Here is an 18,539-nt window from a genome sequence, read left to right on the forward strand (position 1 = left end):
GTCTTTGGTAATATTCCTGAATAAATCAGACCAGTTGCACCAATACAAAAAAAGATGGTGACTTACATCACCATCTTTTTGGTCAAACATTAAAACTTAAACTTAGCTCAATTTCATTTTATCAAATACAAGATGACCATTTTCACCTTTGATTAAAATGTTATCGCCAGCCTGAAATTCACCAGATAGGATTTTTTGAGCCAAACTATTCTCCACTTGTTGCTGAATAGCGCGTTTCAATGGACGTGCTCCGTATATCGGATCGAAACCAGCATCGATTAACAGATCGAATGCAGTGTCATCTACTGTTAAGCCCATATCACGGTCACTCAAACGTGAACGTAAACGATCCAACTGAATATCTGCAATACCACGAATCTGTGCTTTTTGCAGTGAATGGAAAATCACCAACTCATCAATACGATTAATAAACTCTGGACGGAAATGCTGTGTTACGGCATTCATGACCACAGTTCGTACTTCATCATCTATCGCCCCTTCACCCAGCTCCCGTACATCTTGTGAGCCCAAGTTAGAGGTCATTACGATGACCGTATTTTTAAAGTCAACCACACGACCTTGTGAGTCAGTTAAGCGACCATCATCCAAGACTTGCAATAAAATATTGAATACATCCGGATGCGCTTTTTCCACCTCGTCAAATAGCACCACACTATATGGCTTACGGCGTACGGCCTCAGTTAAAACACCACCTTCTTCATAGCCCACATAGCCCGGAGGTGCACCAACCAAACGACTGACCGAATGTTTTTCCATAAACTCTGACATATCAATCCGGATCATGGCATCATCGCTGTCGAACAAGAAGTTGGCCAATGCTTTGGTTAACTCTGTTTTACCGACACCTGTCGGACCAAGGAACAAGAATGATCCACTTGGACGATTCGGGTCAGATAAGCCAGCGCGTGAACGACGTACCGCATTAGACACCGCAACCACGGCTTCATCTTGTCCCACCACACGATTATGTAAAAACTCTTCCATCTTCAGCAGTTTTTCACGCTCACCTTGCAGCATTTTGGTCACAGGAATACCTGTTGCCGCACTAACGACTTCAGCAATTTCATTCTCAGTCACTTTGGTACGAATCAACTTCGGTTCTTCGTTTTCCTCTGCAACTTCAGCTTGCTCTAAGCGTTTCTGCAATTCAGGAATTACACCATATTGCAAGCGCGCAGCTTCGGCCAAATCACCTTCACGTTTTGCTTTTTCCAAAGCACTACGCGCTTGATCCAGTTCGACTTGTGCTTTTTTATCACCTTCAACCAGTGTTTTTTCAGCTTTCCAAATCTCTTCTAAGTCATTGTACTCTTTTTGCTTTTCAGCAATTTGCTGTTCAAGATGATTAACTTCAGCTTTACTGCCAACATCTTCATCTTTTTTCACCGCTTCCAATTGCATTTTCAACTGAATTAAACGGCGATCTAATTTATCCAAAGCTTCTGGCTTAGAGTCGATTTCCATCTTGATACGTGATGCCGCTTCATCAATCAAATCAATTGCCTTATCGGGTAACTGACGATCAGTGATATAGCGATGAGACATTTTCGCCGCAGCAATAATCGCTGAGTCTAAAATTTGTACACCATGATGGGTCGCATATTTCTCTTTTAGACCACGTAGAATCGCAATGGTGTCTTCAACACTTGGCTCATCCACCAACACTTTTTGGAAACGACGCTCAAGCGCAGCATCTTTCTCGATGTATTGACGATACTCATCTAAAGTCGTTGCACCCACGCAACGGAGTTCACCACGCGCTAAGGCAGGTTTGAGCATATTCCCTGCATCCATCGCGCCATCGCCTTTACCTGCGCCCACGAGGGTATGAAGCTCGTCGATAAACAGGATGATTTCGCCTTCATGTTTTGCTAGGTCTTTAAGAACTGCTTTTAAACGTTCCTCAAATTCACCACGATATTTTGCACCCGCAAGTAATGAACCCAAGTCAAGTGAAAGTACACGCTTGTTCTTTAAGCTTTCTGGTACTTCACCATTGATAATACGCTGCGCCAACCCTTCTACAATCGCAGTTTTACCGACCCCTGGTTCACCAATCAGTACAGGGTTGTTTTTGGTACGACGAGAGAGCACCTGAATGGTACGACGAATCTCATCATCTCGACCAATCACAGGGTCTAACTTCCCTGCCAAGGCACGCTCAGTCAAATCGATGGTATATTTATTTAGTGAGTCACGTTGATCTTCGTGATTGTTACTCATGACTTTGTCATTTCCTCGAATATTTTCAATTACCTTGCGTAAATTTTCTGGTGTCACACCCACACTATTTAAAATAGTTTTGGTTTCGCCCGTTTCTGCCAAGCTCAGCAATACCCAATCCGTGGATAAAAACTCATCACCTGCTTTCTGTGCATAACGGTCAGCTAAATTGAGTGCCTTGACCGCTTCAGGATTCAGATTAATATCACCTGTCGGATTGGCCAAAGTAGGTGCATTTTGCACCGCTTGTTCAAGTTTCTGTTTTAACTCTGGTAAACGCGCACCCGCTTGTTGCAATAGACTCAGATTGGCCGGCTCTTCTAATAAAGATGTTAAGATATGAATCCCTGCAATTGCAGTATGATCCTTACCCATAGCCAATGATTGTGCATCTGAGAGTGCTTGCTGTAAGCGGTTTGTAAATTTTTCAAATCGCATTCTTGTTATTCCTCACAACAAATTTTTAACTTATCACTTAGATGGGAACACTTTTTAAAATTTCAAATAAAATTTATATATTTTTCAATATTTTATATAAAATAAAAAATATAAGACTCAGCTTTAATATGGGTACAAAAACAATCTATTTCAAGTATATTTTGTATAATTTTGCTACCTATTCTGTTTTGCACACCACCGATATTGTACTTTTAAGCAGAACCTTTTAGCTTACAGCTTTACTTTACACATAATGATGATCATGTATTTAAAACGAATCTATCTGGCAGCCGCTTGCCTTCTTCCACTTCATATTGCTTTTGCCCAACTGCCACAAGACTCAAGACGAGCTGGTGGGATTGCGGTTATTCCTCTAGAAGCAAACACCACTCAAGTGTTTTATGAACAAAATCCTGTACTGATTACGCAGGAAGGCTCACAACGTTATGCTGTGTTTGGTATCCCTTTATCTGCGCCTCTCGGTCCACTCACCTTAAAAACCAATAACAGTCCGATTCAAATTGAGCTTAAGCCATATCCCTATGCTGAGCAGCGCCTCAACGTCAAAAATCAGGATTACGTCAATCCAAAGCAAGAGCAATTGGATCGTTATGCACGTGAAGCCAAAGAGCAAAATGATATTTATAGCTCGTTTAGTCAAAGCACATGGACAAAATTCCCAAATTTTATTCGACCAACTGCTGGTAAATTCAGCAACTCTTTCGGACGTAAACGCTTTTTTAATGGTGAAGAACGTGCGCCACATTCTGGCCTAGATATTCCTGCGCCAGTTGGACAAAAAGTCGTTGCCCCTGCTGATGGTGTGGTGGTGCAAACTGGAAATTATTTCTTTAATGGTAATACGGTGCTGATTGACCACGGTCAGGGCTTAATCAGTATGTTCTGCCATCTGAGTAAAATTAGCGTAGAAAAGGGACAGCAAATCCGTCAGGGCGAAATACTTGGACTAGTGGGAAATACGGGACGAGTTACAGGTCCTCATTTACATTGGGGCATGAGCTTGAATAATGCTCGGGTAGACCCACAATTATTTCTAAAATAAAAAGAAAAGCTTATAAAAAAGTGATCTATAAAAATAGATCACTTTTTAGCAAAACTTAATAATTTAAGCTTTATGCGGCTTCAACAATTTCAAAATCATGGGTAATTTCAACACCACCATCCGCAAGCATTTTACTTGCTGAACAATATTTCTCCGCTGAAAGTTCAACCGCTTTTTCAACTTGCTTGGTTTTTACTGCTTTACCTGTCACCACGAAATGTAAATGGATTTTAGTGAACACGGCTGGAATCGAATCTGCTCTTTCCGCCTTAAGCTGACATACGACACCCGTCACATCTTGGCGAGATTTCTTTAAAATGGTCACAATATCAAACGAAGCACACCCACCAAGTCCCATTAAAATCAATTCCATAGGACGTGGACCACGGTTTTCACCCCCATATTCAGCAGAACCGTCCATCACCACAGTGTGGCCACTTTCTGATTTTGCCTCAAAAGCAACATTCTCTAACCAATGTACACTTGTTTGCATTGCAACTACCCGAAAAACGTTATAAATTTACTGTGTTCTTGTACACTAACATAAAATGAGTTGATAAGGAATTTCATCTCTTCTGTGTAGAAAAGGCTCTAGCAAGGGCCTGTGCGATCGGTTTTATCCAAATTCGGAAATTTTAAGCATGACTTCAAATTTTTCACAACTTAGCACTGATGCTTTGTCTCCAGGTCAACTACCTGAATCAGTTAAAGCATTGCTAAAACGTGCTCATATTAACAGATACCCTAAACGCACCGCGATTGTTGACGCTGGAACTGAATCAAAATCACTGTATTTAATATTAAAAGGTTCAGTGTCAATTATTTTACGTGAAGATGATGAACGTGAAATCGTCGTTGCCTACTTAAACCCTGGTGACTTCTTTGGTGAAATGGGGCTTTTTGAAAAGAACCCTCAGCGTACCGCAGAAGTACGTACTCGAGATGTATGCGAAATTGCAGAAATTTCTTATGACAACTTCCACGAGTTAAGTAAACAATACCCAGATCTAAGTTACGCTGTGTTTGCTCAACTGGTACGTCGTCTTAAAAATACAACGCGTAAAGTAACAGATCTTGCCTTCATCGATGTGTCTGGTCGTATTGCTCGCTGTTTAATTGACTTATCTGCGCAACCTGAAGCAATGATTTTGCCAAATGGTCGCCAGATTCGTATCACACGTCAAGAAATTGGTCGTATCGTGGGTTGTTCTCGTGAAATGGTTGGACGCGTACTCAAGACGCTTGAAGATCAAGGCATGATTCAAACTGACGGTAAAGCCATCTTAATTTTTGACGCTTCTTTAGAAGAAAATACTTTTGCTGAAGAAGAGTATGATGAAGAGGATTAATTTGATCTGAGATCAAATGCGTTCGAATTAAAGCCAGTGCCCGTCACTGGCTTTAATTTTTTCAATCAAATCTACAACAGCCGCTGATTACATAATTACAATGATTATAGAGGTATTCAGAATGTTAACTGCTGTCAACATTTTTTATAATCCTCCCTAATCACGACTATATTCATAAGATACTGATTTGGAGAGAATAAGTATGAAGAAGTTAGCTTTAAGCCTTTGTGCTGTTACTGTAATGACAATTTCTGGCTGCGCATCTTTCGCAGATATGGCAGGTGCCGACAGCGCAACCTTGAATGCTCAATCAGCACAAGGCTTCTCTAAAATGACGCAAGAAGCGCGTGCTAAAAATCAACTGGATAGCAGCTCAAGTACTTATCAACGTATCAATACTGTCTTCCAGCGCTTAAAGCCTTATGCAGACCAAATGAACCAGACTGGCCAACGCTTTGACTGGCAGCTGGCTGTATTAAAATCTGATACCGTTAATGCTTATGTTGCGCCAGGTGGTAAAGTGGTTTTCTATACAGGCATTGTCAACAAGCTTAATCTGACCAATGACGAAATTGCGGCAATTATGGGTCATGAAATGACACATGCTTTGGAAGAACATGCAAAAAGTAAAATTGGTGCTCAAGCTTTAACAAATCTTGCGATTGGTATTGGTAAATCATACGCAGGTAGCAGTATCGGTGATCTTGGTAGTGCTGCAATCGATTTAGGCAGCCAAGTAGGTGTGGGTCTACCTTACTCACGTAATTTGGAAAGCCGTGCCGATTACGGTGGTTTAATGTTGATGGCAAAAGCAGGCTATAACCCAAATGCTGCGATTAGTCTTTGGGAAAAAATGAATCGTCTCGATGGCGCTGGTGGCAGTTCATTCTTGTCAACTCACCCATCAAATACACAACGTATTAGTGATATGCGTAAAAACTTACCTGCCGCTTTAGCGCTTTATAATAAACGTCGCTAAGCAAGAAGCCCTTCAATTCTCAGCGTAGAATTGAAGGGCCTTTTTAAAACAACAATAGAATAAAAAATTAAGCTTTGAGCATACGCAGATGTAGCATATGCGTCGCAACTGTATGACGGATATGATCTGGTCGTGCATAAAAATAACGCTCAGTTAATCCATCCCCTGATAAATCCTCGGTGACGATATATCCCATTTGTTCTACTGCCTGATGCAATGCTTTGGGTCTAAATTGCCCTTTTAATGGTTCTTTTAAAAAACGAGTAAATTGCGACACAAACAACGCTCCTAAACGCTCTATACCCTCTAGCTCACGATAGTCAACCGAATAGTCCAAGACCACTTCGCTTCCCTGTGCTGCTATCTGAGAAATACTTACCAATGTACTTAGGGTCGTTCCTGGTTCTAGATAGTGTGTCGTCCCCAACCATGAGAAAAAAGCAGCTTGATCCAGCTTGAACGTACTCCGGGCTAAAGCATCTGCAATTGATTCTTTTTCAAAATCGATTGCAACAAACTCAACATTTGCTGGAAGCACTCCAAATTGGCGTAATTTGCTTTGTTTTGCTGCTTGGGTATCTGGGTGGTCGACTTCAAAGATTTTTAACTGTGGGTATTTCTGGGCCTGTCGTAAGGTAAAAGAATCTAAGCCTGCTCCTACGAGCACATATTGTTGAATTCCCTTCGCGATTGCGTGCTCAAGCAAATCTTCTGCATATCTTGAACGTCCGACCACTTGCCCGGTTAATAAGCCAAAAGTGCGATTGAACACAGCGGAGTTCATGACTTTGACGGTCAACGAAGTGGTTAATAATTTCTTCCAACCCTTACTGGTTAACTCAAATGCAAAAGGATCAGAAAATACTGGATTTTCAGCATTTTGAAAATGATTGGCACGTAATGCTGCGGCAGCTTCAGCGGTGCGACTCGATCGTCCTTCTTTCATTTTTATTCCCCATTTTTATTGCTGTTTTGCAAAAAATAAGCAGCAAATTCTACCCTGAGATAAAATTTACTGCTGTTTGATGATTAATCTAAAATCAGTTGGTTTTTTCAGTCTGATAAGTCACTTGATAATCATTCAAGTCCATACGTTTCAAACGTTGCTTTAACTTTTTCAATGACCACGGCCATGCAGCAAAGTTACGGCCATTCGCATCTAAATAGTAGCTCTTACATCCGCCCGCGTTAAATACTGTTGTTTTCAGGTGTTTTTGCACCAGCTCATTATGATGCTTAATCACTTCAGGCTTAATATTCAACTTACTGATGCCCTTTTCTTTGATTTTCAGTAAACCATCAACGATATAATCAAGTTGTGCTTCAGCCAAACCAATGAATGAATCATACACCAAGACATTTGGCCCTAGGACAAGGAAAGCATTCGGGACATTCTCAATACTGGTGCCTAAATATGCTTCTGGTGAAGTGCTCTTCCACAAATCATTCAGGCACTCGCCTTTCTCATTTGACACACGCTTGCCAATCGGTGGATGAGAAACCTCAAAACCTGTTCCCCAAATGATCACATCGACTTCATGACGTTCACCATTTGCAGACACAACCGTATTGCCTTCTACTTTCACCAATCCATGTGGAATCAGTTTAGTATTCGGTTGTTGTAATGCAGGATAATAATTATTAGCGAACAGCAAACGCTTACAGCCAATCGTAAAGTTCGGTGTTACATTTTTACGTAATTCAGGATCTTCAATCTGGAAACGTAAAATCAATTTTGCCAATTCGCCAACAGGTTTTAACACGGCTGGATTACGTAAGCCGAAATTAATTGCATTCAACGATTGTGCAACCGCTTGACGCCATGTTTTTTGAATCAGTGGAAACTTCTCAATCAATGATTTACTAATATCACCTAGATCTGTATCTGGCTTTGGTACCACCCACGGCGCTGTACGTTGATACACGTACAATTCTTTTGCTAATGGCTGAATCTGAGGAACAAACTGAATCGCTGATGCACCTGTCCCAATCACAGCGATACGCTTGCCTGTCAGATCATAATCATGATTCCATTTCGCTGAATGGAACATTTCGCCTTTAAAGGTTTCTAGACCTTCAAGTTTTGGAATTTGCGCTTCGGTAATTGGACCTGTTGCAAAAACCACAGTTCTGGATAGGTTTTGACCTTTATTGGTGTCAATCACCCACAGATTGCGCTCTTTATCCCATGCCGCATTGAGCAACTCTGTACCAAATTCAATTTTTGAGCTGACATTGAAGTTTTCGCTGACTTCTTCTAGATAGCTTAGAATCTCAGGTTGGCGAGCAAACAGATGACTCCATTTGGCACTGGGTGCAAATGAATATGAATACAACGCCGATGGTACATCACAGCCACAACCTGGGTAAGTATTTTCACGCCAGGTGCCACCCACACGTGTCGCCTTCTCAATGATCTTGTAGTTGCTATAACCGACCTGATCAAGACGAATCGCCGTTGCGATACCAGAAATTCCAGCACCCACGATAAAACTATCATAGATATGTGGTGGTAAAGCCTTTCCTTCAGCTGAGTTTAATTTTTTTGCTTGAGCTGTCATTTAAAATATCCTTTATTCATTCAACTGAAATACGCCTATCGCCAATTGAGTTTGGTCTTATTTCAGTGTTTAAAATCTTTTATCCGAAGTGATTACTTCATAAATCGATATGATGTGCCTAAGAATTTTGCATATAAGTTCGGTGCGGTACGTTTCATCAACCAAAATAACTTGGCGTCGATTTGTGGGATGGTATAAAGCTCACCTTTGTCCAAACGATCTAAGGTCAATTTGGCTACCTTGTCGCTGGTGGTAAAAGCCAAATTAGTCAACGCATAATCCAACAGCCCTTTATGTGGGACTTTGCCATTTTTAATGATATTGGTCGGTACCAAGGTTGGACAAAGTACATTGACCTTAATATTGGATTTTCGCAGTTCAGCCGAAAGTGTTTCTGACAGAGCACGAACACCTGCTTTAGACACGTTATACACAGTCATTTCTGGTGCTGCCGTATAAGATGCTGCTGATGCCACATTGATAATTGCGCCATGACCAAGTTGTTTAAACTTCGGTACAAAAGCACGGCAGCCGTGGATCACCCCCCACAAATTAATATTCATGCACCAATGCCAGTCTTCAGAAGACATTTCATCAAACTTGCCCCCTAAACCGATCCCTGCATTATTAATCACCAATGTGACTGGGTTCTGCATCAATTGTTGAGCCTGTTCAGCCAATTGGTTGACTTGCTCTTCTTTGGCAACATCACATTGCACAGCAAAGGCTTTTGCTCCAAGTGCCTCCATTAAGCTGACCGTTTCTTTGGCTGCATCAAGGTTAATGTCCGAACACACCACTGTGCCGCCACGTTTTGCCAGTTCAAGTGCAAAACTACGACCAATCCCACTTCCTGCACCTGTCACCACAGCGAATGCTTTTTGGCTAGGTTTGGTTTTTTTCCCAAATAATTTCATCTTTGCTTTCCAATAATCTCGTATTGATCTGGACCAAGTTATGCAGTCGCTGCACGTACAGGTGGTACAAACTCTTTCAGGAAATAAGGGCTTAATAAACCTGTTTCAGGATTTAATAAACGTTCTTTGTAATACGCCATATACGCTGTGGTATCGTGGTCATTTGGATGAAAACTTGGACGTAGATATTCAAGAATGTGCATAAAGCTACTTCCGAATACCCCACGCTCGCTACCGAACAGTAAAGCTGTACTTTCCACAATATCTTTCATATAACGAGGATTAATCAGGTTGCTTGGCTTGCGTACAAATGGCATCAAATAGCCACCCAACGAAACGCCACCTAAAATAGTTAAACTTGCCAGCAAGAAACCTGTCACTCTGAGCCAATAATTACCTGATAATTCTAAAAAAACATCGTATGCAATATCTTTATGCTCAGACTCTTCCAACATATGCCACATCCACATGGCACGCTGTCTTTCATCTTGAGAACCCAATAGATATTCTTCATGCTGCATCATGAATTCAGCAAGCACAGCAGTGTAATGTTCAATGCCTGCCATCAATGAAAGCTGTAAAGACTGTGGAAGTTTATAGATGCCATATTCGAAAACTTTGCCTGCAATTGCGCGAAGCAATTCAACTGGATAACCATTTTCTTTCAACACTTCATCATTAAACTGATTGTGGATTTTTGAATGAATCGCTTCTTGCCCAATCAAAGACGTTAGTCTTTGTTTTAAAATCGGGTCTTCAATAAAATCACGATGATGACGTGCAGTATCGATGACCACATCTTCACCAAAAGTTAGGAAGATGGATAAAGCATGAAAATAAGAGGTTGCTAACTCTTTATTTAAAAAAAACTTTTCATCCAATTCATTTGGATTGAACTTGAAATCAAAATGACGAATTGGAATAGGTGATTTATTCGCCAGATTTTGAATAATGCCCTGATATTTGGTACTGAGTTTGTCTGAGAAGACATTTCGAAGAACTTGAGCGACCATGTCTTAATTCCCATAGAGAGAGTAAAAATAAAATCAAACCGCAATACATCCATCAAAAATCGTAAAGTTGTCTATAAGATTATTTCTGCAACTTTAACGACTTCGATTCTTAAACTTTAAGTTGGGACGCATCACCCCATACACGGGTCAGCTGAGAATGGTTATTTGCATAGTGCATGAGCGAAATAACGGCAACAAGAACCAAACTGCTCATAAGACATTGAGCTTTTTTGCCAACCTATTCCCTTTATTTCACCGCACTCTACTTAGCTATCTGATTCAAAAATTAAGCCGCTTGTACCTTAGGCGTGAACTCTTTTACAAAGAATGGATGCAATGCACCACCTTCTGATAAAAGTTTCTTTTCGTAGTATTCAAAATAAGCGGTTGCATCATGATCATTTGGATGGAAATCCGTACGTAAATAATCAAAAATACGACCTTGGGTACTTCCAAAAACTCCATCCTTCGGACTAAAGATCAGCTTGACGCCACGTCGTGCATCTTTCCAGAATTTCGAAGTCAACATTTCTTGTGGCTTACGTAAGATCGGCACCATGGTTGCCGAGAACGGAATCAACCCAAGAATGGTGAAATAAGCCAGCAAGAAGCCTGAGATGCGTAAGGCATAATTACCATTCAGTGTTTGATAAACATCATAGGCAACATCTTTATGCTCTGATTCTTCAAGCATATGCCACATCCACAAGGCGCGGGTTTTTGCATCATCAGAGAAATAGAAGTTCTGCTCATGCGCCATCATGTATTCCGCCAATACTGCGGTAAAATGTTCAATCCCAGCCATCAATGACAGTTTCAGCGGTTGCGGGAATTTCAAGAAAATATGATCGAAGAACTGTTCACCTAGGAAACGATAGAGTCGCACTGGATAATCAAGATCAACAATTGCATCGTTAAATTCATTATGTAATTTTGAATGGATCGCTTCCTGACCAATCAATGAAGTCACACGCTGTCTCAAGATCGGATCTTTCAATTGATCGCGATGATGACGTGCTGTTTCAATCACCAAGTCTTCGCCATAGGTTAAAAATACTGAAAGCGTAGCGAAGAAAATCGTAGCGAATTGATTGTTCATATAAAATGAGAGATCAACTTCTTTCCCTTCAAACCCGATGGCCAAGTGACGAATTGGAATACTTTTTTTACTCGCAAAATCGATTTGCTCAGTTATTGGGTTAGATTTAAATAAACTTAAACCTTTCTTTAATGTGCTGCTAATCATGGCTACACCTACCTACTTCACTTGAGCGTCATTTGCCCTTTGACATGCGTTGCATCGGGTTCATCTCTTTTCATCTTTCTTAGTCATTTGAGAAGTCTGAAAAAATATTCGGGAGATTTTTTTGAACCTGATCCTGATATGAAATTACTTTAAACCGATCTTATGTTCGGATTCAATTCGGGTAATTTCCAAAGTTTGAATAGATAAATTCTTCATAAAAAGTGGTTCTTATCAATTTTTTAAAACACAAATAAGAACAACTTAATTATATTTTTTACTTTTATTATCATGCATATATTTAAAATTAAAAGACTAATCTCATAAGCCAAAATCAAGATTAATCTTCATGAACTCATTTTTATTACAGAAAAAATATAAATATTAAAATGCATGTAATTTTATTTGTTCGGATTAATTAAGCGACCCTTTCATAGGATTCCAGCACATGTTAATCTGACATTATGTTCGGATTTTAACAATAAAAGCTTATGGCGACTCGTAAACCACGTCAATCACGCTCAAAAGTAACCGTAGATACCATTATCGAAGCTGGTTTCATTGCAGTTGCCAGTAACGGCACCAGTGGCACAACCACACGACATATTGCAGATATTGCGGGTGTCAGTGTTGGCTCTTTATATGAGTATTTTAAAAATAAAGAAGAAATTTATGATGCAATGGCCAGAACTTTTGTCAAAGAAGTATTGGATATGGTCAAGGAACTCACGCCAATCATCATTGAACAGGAGTTAGAACCTTTATTTGAAATGATTTTCTATACCTTTAGAGATCTACTGACCCGCGATGATGACCGCTATCTCATCTGCCTAAGATATGCGACTGAACTTAAATATGAAAAATATATTGGTCAGATCGAAATGGCACTGATGGAAGTTTTGATGAAATATATGATTCGCCATCCTCGTTACCTAAAGGTCAATAATCTCAGCGTGACTGCTTATATCAGTATTAATAGCAGTATCTTCAATGTGGCACGTCATTTGATTTTACCCAATCCGCAAATCAGCTTTGATGAAATGGTCAAAGGTTTAAGCACCATGATTATTAGCTATATCGAAGCAGAATTGGCAAAAGCAGGAAATTAAAAGCCAGCTTCCACTGGCTCAGTTTAACTCTAGAATGGTCTTGCACCTGCCAAGCTGACACGTTTCAGCAAACGACGTTGCTCGGCAGGAAAAGCTGTACGTGAATGCAAGGTCAATTGATTATCCCAATAGACGATATCTCCAATTTCCCACTGGTGTTCATAACGATATTCAGGCTTGACGATATGCGCTCTTAAGCGTTCGATCAACGCGGCACCCTTTTGGTCATCATAGCCTACAACTTCAACTTCGGTCTGTGCGTCCAGATAAATACCACGTCGACCACTCTCAGAATGTGTACGAACCAATGGATGTGGAAATGCAGCACCTAATATCGGTTGATCAGAAAAGCGATACTTTGGAATCGAGGTTTTATCCTTCAAGCGCAAAAATGGATTATACGTAATCAACTGCAACCCTTCGATTTCGTCTTTGGTTTCCTGATCTAGGTCTTCATACGCCTGAACAGTGTTATACCAACTGGTTGCACCGCCATCTTTTGGAAGTTCAATTGCATAAAGCAAAGATCCACTAGAAGGCTGGGGGGTCCAGTGATGGTCACTATGCGGGGTAAGTTCGCCATGACCAGTATAATCCCCCTCTCCAACTGCATTAGATACGGGTACAATATCAGGCGGTGCGTTGGTATCATTACGCGTTGCCAATACAGGAATATCTGTTGGCGGACGGAAAATCCCACCAAAATAACTCGCAAAGGCTAGTAAGTCATTGTCTTCCAAGTCTTGTGACTTGAAAACCAGAATTAGATGTTCATGCAATGCCTTTTTCAGCTTGAGGATCACTTCCCCGCTTTGAGGTTTACTGGCATCCAAACCTGTCACAATCGCCCCCAATGCGCCTTCGATGGGTGTGATGTGCACGGTATCTAAACTATGCTTCTTGTATTCATGCCAACGCGGTGCACTCTCGATCGCGGCTGAAAGTTGTGTGAGTACGGTCATTTTCTTTCCTTTAAATCATTCATTATATTTTTTAAAGCATTTAGCTTTATTCACGATTCCCCAATCACAAAATTAGTGATCTATTTAAATATATGCAAACCGTGAAATATAAGAACCAATATTTTTATATTAATTTATTTATTTTTATGATTATAAAATTCAGTTCACTTGGTCTTACCAAGCAAACTGAAATTGATTAAAATCTTTAACTGGCGGGATAATTAAATGATCTTCAGTTGCATGACTAAAATCTGTCAAAATATCATTTCTAATCGCAGCAAGTCGAACGTCTTCTCGGACACGTGGATGCGGTAAATGAACAGGAACAATTCGTTTAATTCGACCAGGATTAGGTTGCATTACCACAACACGATCACCCAGAAAAACGGCTTCCTCGACATCATGGGTCACGATAATCATGGTAATTTTTTCAGTTTGCCAGATCCGTTGTAACTCCTTTTGTAGATTGGCACGTGTGAGTGCATCCAATGCCCCAAAAGGTTCATCCAACAACAAGATTTTAGGTCGATTAATCAGACTTCTTGCAATCGCAACACGTTGACTCATCCCCCCTGAAAGCTGTGCTGGGTAAGCATCTTTAAACTTGCTCAAGCCGACCAATTCAATGTGTTCATCAATCAATTGATCCTGTTCAGCACGCGCTAATTTACTATTTAATAATGCAACCCGAATGTTATCTTGCACATTCAGCCAAGGAAATAATCGATGATCTTGAAAGACAATACCGCGCTCCAGACTGGTGCCTTGAATCGGTTGTCCATCGACCAGAATCTTACCTTCAAATTCATCATCCAAACCGACCAGTAAACGTAATAAAGTTGATTTTCCACAACCACTACTACCGACAATACTGACAAATTCCCCTGCTTTAATCTCTAAAGAAATATCATCCAATACAGTTAAGGCATGTTCTTGATACTGCCCATATGATTTATTGAGATGATTAATTTTTACTGAACCCACATTTAATGATGTCATTTTAGCCCCCCTAAAACAGAAATCAAAAATATAATAAAATCAATCTTTACTATATTTTTGATATGACGCTCTATAGTTTTGCCAAAGCAACTTCTGTAGATTTAATTAAAACAATGACTTCACTACCTAATTCTAAATTTAGGTTTTTCACTGATCGTGTGGTAATCACCGAAGTAAAAACTCCCGCAGGTGTTTCTACATCTACCTCAGAAACAACACTACCTTCAATAATTTCTTTAACGACACCACGAAACTGGTTACGCACATTAATTTGAGGAATACTCATCTTTCACCACTTTAGATCTGTTTATTAAGTTATGTTTAGCTATATTAGAAAATGTACAAATATTTAGAACTATTATTTTTGAATATTTTTTGATTAAAAAGTTATATTTATTTTAAATCATTGATTATTATTTTTTCAGCAAAGTGATTTTCAACCAATAAAAAGGTAAACACTGTCACCTGATTATTGATTTCAATTAACCCAATAATTCTTCCAACATAATATTGACCACTTTATCGTTTCCCACTAAGCCATATTTGACCAATCTTGCACGCACGATGTTCCGACTAATTCCTAACAGCTTAGCTGTTTGGACCTGATTGCGATGGCAATATTCATAAGCGATCCGAACCGTTGCTTCTTCAATCAAGCGATCTAGATTTTCATTTTTCAAGGCATGCGATGATTCAAATAAATTCAGAAGCGCATGCTGCAACATTTGTTTAGGCAATAAATCTGTTCTTGGAATGGTGTGTGTGCTCTTCTCCAAATCAGAAATCTGTCGCAAATTCAAGCTACTGGATAAAGATGCAAAGCAAAAGTCAGTCGGCTGAATTTGATGATTCTTGCAGACCAGTAAGGCATGGTGAATGGCATTTTCCAGTTCACGAATATTACCGGGATAGCCATAGGTCAAGAGTTTCTGGACAGCACTTGGACTCAGTGTCGCTATTGGATAGCCCAAACGTTTGCAATATTGGGCAATAAAAAAATGAGCCAATGGCAAAATATCGCCAGGCCGTTCTGCCAAAGGTGAAACTTTAAGCAGTGCCACATTCAGCCGATAAAATAAATCTTCTCTAAACTTACCTGCTTGAACGGCCTCATCTAAATGGACATTGGTAGCCGCAATCACACGGACATTCAACTTAATTGGCTTGAGTGATCCGACTCGAACAATTTCACGCTCTTGCAGAACCCGTAATAATTTCACCTGCATCGCTGGAGATAAATCACCGACTTCATCTAAGAACAACGTGCCATGATTGGCCGCTTCAAACCAACCCGCCTTGCTATTGATTGCGCCTGTAAATGCGCCTTTTTCATGTCCAAATAACTCACTTTCAGCCAATGATTCTGTAAAGGCGCCACAATTTACTGCCACAAAAGGACCACGACTACGCTGGCTCATCATATGTACCTGACGTGCAACCAGTTCTTTACCCGTCCCAGTATTGCCAATAATCAGGACACTCGCCTCACTGGGTGCAATCTGTTCGATGCGATCCAGCAAATCTCTTGATTTTTGATCTTCAAAAACCATAGCTGTCGCCCGCTCAGTTCGCGTTAAAGTCTGATTTTGTGGATAAGTAATGAATGACATGCATTTACTTCCCTATTGTTCTAAAAGAGAAGTTATCTTGCATGACTATTTGTTTAAATAGAAATCAATAATTCACCTTTGTTATTTCCATTTATTAAAATAGAAATAGACTCCAATTAAACTACAAGGATGATTTAATTTGGGCTATATGCATTATATTGATTGCTATATATCTTTTTATAATCAATCTGATTTTGTTTTAACTGTCCTTCAGAGATTAAATTATCGACCCATATAGTAAAATCATCATTTTTAAATTTCCCTGCGTTACTAGCAATTCCCCACTGTGTCCAATATTTTAACATAGCACTATTTTCAGGTCGTTTACGTTTCTCCAAAATGTGTTCAAAACGCGCAATCGCCTGATCTCTCGGTTGTTGTCTAGACCATTCAATTGCTTTGGCAATGCCCGTTACCACTTTACGGGTAGTATTTGGATGTTCAGCAATATAGCGATTTGCCATAACATAAGTTCCAGTCGTCAGATCGCCGACCAGATCATAATCCCGATAAAGACGACGTACACCGCCCCGCTCAATTGATGGTCCTGTCAAAGGCGCTAAATCCACATGACCATTTCTTAGGGCTTGCTCTGAAGAACCTGGTGGCAAGACCACAAGCGTTACCTGATTGATTTCTTCAGGGCTAAGTCCTCCTTTTTTTAAATAGGTTTTGAGCATATATTCCACTTGTGCGCCCAGAATATTGGTTCCGACTTTTTTACCGATTAAGTCTCTGGCTGAATGAATTGGGCTATTTTCCAGTACATAATAACCAGCAAAAGGATCATCAAAAGTACCATAGGCAGCAATAACGACGGTTCCCGGTACACCACTGGCCACCATTTTAACGGCTGAGCCCGCAAAACTTGGACTGCTTATATCACTATCACCTGACAAAGCCGATTGAATGCCCTGAGGTCCTCCTGTAGAAACACCCTGATAGCTTAATTTGATTGGTGCGAGATAACCTAAATCCTCAGCCAATTCCAATGGTGTAACCACGCCTGGTGAACCTAAATATTTAAATTCTAAAGATTCGAGTCCATCGACTGTGGTCAATTTCGATGCTGGTTTTGTACATCCCAACAAAATAAGCGATAATGTCAGCATACAACTGAAATCAAATAGATGCTTTCCCCAGCCTTGCTTAAACATGTCGATGTGCTCCTAACTACCTTTCAATTTTCCACGCGGTCAAACGCTTTTCGATCGCAAGCAGACTGTAATTAAACAATAGACCAATCGTGGTAATACTAATGATGCCAAAGAACATTTCGGGAATCTGAAAGTTATATTGCGCATAATTAATCAGATACCCCAAACCGGCTTTCGCCCCAACCATTTCTGCGGCAATCAACATTAACACTGAGAATGAACCCGCCAAGCGTACACCCACGAAAATCGTTGGAATCGCCGCAGGTAAAATCACTTTCCGGAACAACTGAATAGAGCTCAGTCCCATGGTTCTTGCTGACTTGATCAACAATGGATCAACATTACGGACACCGCTGATGGTATTCAGCAAGATGGGCCAAGTGCAGGCATAAGTGACCAATGCAATTTTCGAACTTTCACCAATCCCAAGAAAAAGAATAAACACGGGCAATAAAGCTAATGCAGCCGTGTTGCGGAACACTTCTAATAAAGGACTCAGAAATTCGGAAAAGCGTGTGTACCAACCAATCGCCAAACCTAAAGGAATGGCAATAATGATCGCAAAAATAAAGCCACTGAGTGAACGAATCAAACTGGCTTGCAAATGTGTTAATAATTGACCATTTTGAATCAAGCCCCAACCACTCACTAAAACGGTAGAAAATGCTGGCAAGAAAGCGGAATCGACCAAACCAATCCGCGGTACGATTTCCCAGATGGCTAAAAAGAGTAAAATCGCGGCTGATCGTTTAAAACTTGTGGAAAGCCAGCTTAGATTGAGATCGGACCTAAAGGAACTCACCTTTGGCGGAGAAGAAATTGAACTGGACTGAATTGTTTTTGGAAACGTTAATGTCTCTTTTGTACTCGACATAATCACCTCTACTTCTTGTTA

The 18,539-nt window shown here is 40.3% G+C and carries 17 protein-coding genes; 4 read left to right on the forward strand and 13 right to left on the reverse strand.

The window, feature by feature from the left end; translation table 11 throughout:
- Positions 1-102 precede the first annotated feature (102 nt).
- A complete protein-coding gene (gene clpB, locus F887_RS07020) occupies positions 103-2,682 on the reverse strand; it encodes an ATP-dependent chaperone ClpB (protein WP_005295008.1) in 2,580 nt (859 codons plus the stop codon).
- 262 nt (positions 2,683-2,944) lie between these two features.
- Between clpB and F887_RS07015 the strand changes: the two genes are divergently transcribed.
- Positions 2,945-3,745 (forward strand): M23 family metallopeptidase, encoded by an 801-nt coding sequence (locus F887_RS07015; RefSeq protein ID WP_032862918.1) that lies wholly within the window; start codon positions 2,945-2,947, stop codon positions 3,743-3,745.
- 70 nt (positions 3,746-3,815) lie between these two features.
- Here F887_RS07015 and F887_RS07010 read toward each other — a convergent pair whose 3' ends face one another.
- Positions 3,816-4,238 (reverse strand): OsmC family protein, encoded by a 423-nt coding sequence (locus F887_RS07010; RefSeq protein ID WP_005295012.1) that lies wholly within the window; start codon positions 4,236-4,238, stop codon positions 3,816-3,818.
- Positions 4,239-4,386: 148 nt separating this feature from the next.
- Between F887_RS07010 and crp the strand changes: the two genes are divergently transcribed.
- Positions 4,387-5,094, forward strand: coding sequence for a cAMP-activated global transcriptional regulator CRP (gene crp / locus F887_RS07005; protein ID WP_005153934.1), 708 nt, complete (start codon positions 4,387-4,389; stop codon positions 5,092-5,094).
- Positions 5,095-5,296: 202 nt separating this feature from the next.
- The gene (locus tag F887_RS07000; protein ID WP_005295015.1) at positions 5,297-6,073 is read left to right on the forward strand and encodes a M48 family metallopeptidase; all 777 of its coding nucleotides are present in this window, start codon (positions 5,297-5,299) and stop codon (positions 6,071-6,073) included.
- A 67-nt stretch (positions 6,074-6,140) separates the two neighbouring features.
- Here the strand turns inward: F887_RS07000 and F887_RS06995 are convergent, their stop codons facing one another.
- The 5 genes from F887_RS06995 to F887_RS06975 all read right to left on the reverse strand — a co-directional run bounded on the left by F887_RS06995 (position 6,141) and on the right by F887_RS06975 (position 11,810).
- Positions 6,141-7,019: a class I SAM-dependent methyltransferase gene (locus F887_RS06995; RefSeq protein WP_005295019.1), complete on the reverse strand. Its 879-nt coding sequence runs from the start codon at positions 7,017-7,019 to the stop codon at positions 6,141-6,143.
- A 94-nt stretch (positions 7,020-7,113) separates the two neighbouring features.
- Positions 7,114-8,634, reverse strand: coding sequence for a flavin-containing monooxygenase (locus F887_RS06990; RefSeq protein WP_005295022.1), 1,521 nt, complete (start codon positions 8,632-8,634; stop codon positions 7,114-7,116).
- A 92-nt stretch (positions 8,635-8,726) separates the two neighbouring features.
- Positions 8,727-9,551, reverse strand: a complete 825-nt coding sequence (locus F887_RS06985) for an SDR family NAD(P)-dependent oxidoreductase (protein ID WP_005295024.1) — start codon at positions 9,549-9,551, stop codon at positions 8,727-8,729.
- Between the two features lie 38 nt (positions 9,552-9,589).
- A complete protein-coding gene (locus F887_RS06980) occupies positions 9,590-10,564 on the reverse strand; it encodes a metal-dependent hydrolase (protein ID WP_005295025.1) in 975 nt (324 codons plus the stop codon).
- A gap of 286 nt (positions 10,565-10,850) precedes the next feature.
- Complete coding sequence (locus tag F887_RS06975) at positions 10,851-11,810, reverse strand: metal-dependent hydrolase (RefSeq protein ID WP_005295027.1); 960 nt, start codon at positions 11,808-11,810, stop codon at positions 10,851-10,853.
- Positions 11,811-12,298: 488 nt separating this feature from the next.
- Here F887_RS06975 and F887_RS06970 point away from each other — a divergent pair, with 488 nt between their 5' ends.
- Positions 12,299-12,916, forward strand: coding sequence for a TetR/AcrR family transcriptional regulator (locus tag F887_RS06970; RefSeq protein WP_005295029.1), 618 nt, complete (start codon positions 12,299-12,301; stop codon positions 12,914-12,916).
- Positions 12,917-12,945: 29 nt separating this feature from the next.
- On the opposite strand, the gene F887_RS06965 is transcribed toward F887_RS06970, so the two are convergent.
- From F887_RS06965 to F887_RS06940, 6 genes are all read right to left on the reverse strand, one after another.
- Entirely contained in the window at positions 12,946-13,878 is a 933-nt protein-coding gene (locus F887_RS06965) for a TauD/TfdA dioxygenase family protein (protein WP_005295032.1), read from the reverse strand.
- 174 nt (positions 13,879-14,052) lie between these two features.
- Positions 14,053-14,877 (reverse strand): ABC transporter ATP-binding protein, encoded by an 825-nt coding sequence (locus F887_RS06960; RefSeq protein ID WP_005295041.1) that lies wholly within the window; start codon positions 14,875-14,877, stop codon positions 14,053-14,055.
- 70 nt (positions 14,878-14,947) lie between these two features.
- Positions 14,948-15,163, reverse strand: a complete 216-nt coding sequence (locus tag F887_RS06955; RefSeq protein WP_004654121.1) for a TOBE domain-containing protein — start codon at positions 15,161-15,163, stop codon at positions 14,948-14,950.
- Between the two features lie 196 nt (positions 15,164-15,359).
- Positions 15,360-16,487 carry a sigma-54 interaction domain-containing protein gene (locus F887_RS06950; RefSeq protein ID WP_005295042.1) on the reverse strand — a complete coding sequence of 376 codons (1,128 nt, stop codon included), beginning with the start codon at positions 16,485-16,487 and terminating at the stop codon, positions 15,360-15,362.
- A gap of 134 nt (positions 16,488-16,621) precedes the next feature.
- A complete protein-coding gene (locus F887_RS06945; RefSeq protein WP_005295045.1) occupies positions 16,622-17,644 on the reverse strand; it encodes an ABC transporter substrate-binding protein in 1,023 nt (340 codons plus the stop codon).
- A gap of 16 nt (positions 17,645-17,660) precedes the next feature.
- Positions 17,661-18,518: an ABC transporter permease gene (locus tag F887_RS06940; RefSeq protein ID WP_005295047.1), complete on the reverse strand. Its 858-nt coding sequence runs from the start codon at positions 18,516-18,518 to the stop codon at positions 17,661-17,663.
- Between the last annotated feature and the right edge of the window lie 21 nt (positions 18,519-18,539).

The sequence above is a fragment of the Acinetobacter sp. NIPH 2100 genome (assembly GCF_000369805.1).
GTDB lineage: Bacteria > Pseudomonadota > Gammaproteobacteria > Pseudomonadales > Moraxellaceae > Acinetobacter.

Coding starts and splice junctions, on each gene's coding strand:
- clpB (WP_005295008.1), bottom strand. CDS start 2,682: ATGCGATTTGAAAAATTTACAAACCGCTTACAGCAAGCACTCTCAGAT.
- F887_RS07015 (WP_032862918.1), top strand. CDS start 2,945: ATGTATTTAAAACGAATCTATCTGGCAGCCGCTTGCCTTCTTCCACTT.
- F887_RS07010 (WP_005295012.1), bottom strand. CDS start 4,238: ATGCAAACAAGTGTACATTGGTTAGAGAATGTTGCTTTTGAGGCAAAA.
- crp (WP_005153934.1), top strand. CDS start 4,387: ATGACTTCAAATTTTTCACAACTTAGCACTGATGCTTTGTCTCCAGGT.
- F887_RS07000 (WP_005295015.1), top strand. CDS start 5,297: ATGAAGAAGTTAGCTTTAAGCCTTTGTGCTGTTACTGTAATGACAATT.
- F887_RS06995 (WP_005295019.1), bottom strand. CDS start 7,019: ATGAAAGAAGGACGATCGAGTCGCACCGCTGAAGCTGCCGCAGCATTA.
- F887_RS06990 (WP_005295022.1), bottom strand. CDS start 8,634: ATGACAGCTCAAGCAAAAAAATTAAACTCAGCTGAAGGAAAGGCTTTA.
- F887_RS06985 (WP_005295024.1), bottom strand. CDS start 9,551: ATGAAATTATTTGGGAAAAAAACCAAACCTAGCCAAAAAGCATTCGCT.
- F887_RS06980 (WP_005295025.1), bottom strand. CDS start 10,564: ATGGTCGCTCAAGTTCTTCGAAATGTCTTCTCAGACAAACTCAGTACC.
- F887_RS06975 (WP_005295027.1), bottom strand. CDS start 11,810: ATGATTAGCAGCACATTAAAGAAAGGTTTAAGTTTATTTAAATCTAAC.
- F887_RS06970 (WP_005295029.1), top strand. CDS start 12,299: ATGGCGACTCGTAAACCACGTCAATCACGCTCAAAAGTAACCGTAGAT.
- F887_RS06965 (WP_005295032.1), bottom strand. CDS start 13,878: ATGACCGTACTCACACAACTTTCAGCCGCGATCGAGAGTGCACCGCGT.
- F887_RS06960 (WP_005295041.1), bottom strand. CDS start 14,877: ATGACATCATTAAATGTGGGTTCAGTAAAAATTAATCATCTCAATAAA.
- F887_RS06955 (WP_004654121.1), bottom strand. CDS start 15,163: ATGAGTATTCCTCAAATTAATGTGCGTAACCAGTTTCGTGGTGTCGTT.
- F887_RS06950 (WP_005295042.1), bottom strand. CDS start 16,487: ATGTCATTCATTACTTATCCACAAAATCAGACTTTAACGCGAACTGAG.
- F887_RS06945 (WP_005295045.1), bottom strand. CDS start 17,644: ATGTTTAAGCAAGGCTGGGGAAAGCATCTATTTGATTTCAGTTGTATG.
- F887_RS06940 (WP_005295047.1), bottom strand. CDS start 18,518: ATGTCGAGTACAAAAGAGACATTAACGTTTCCAAAAACAATTCAGTCC.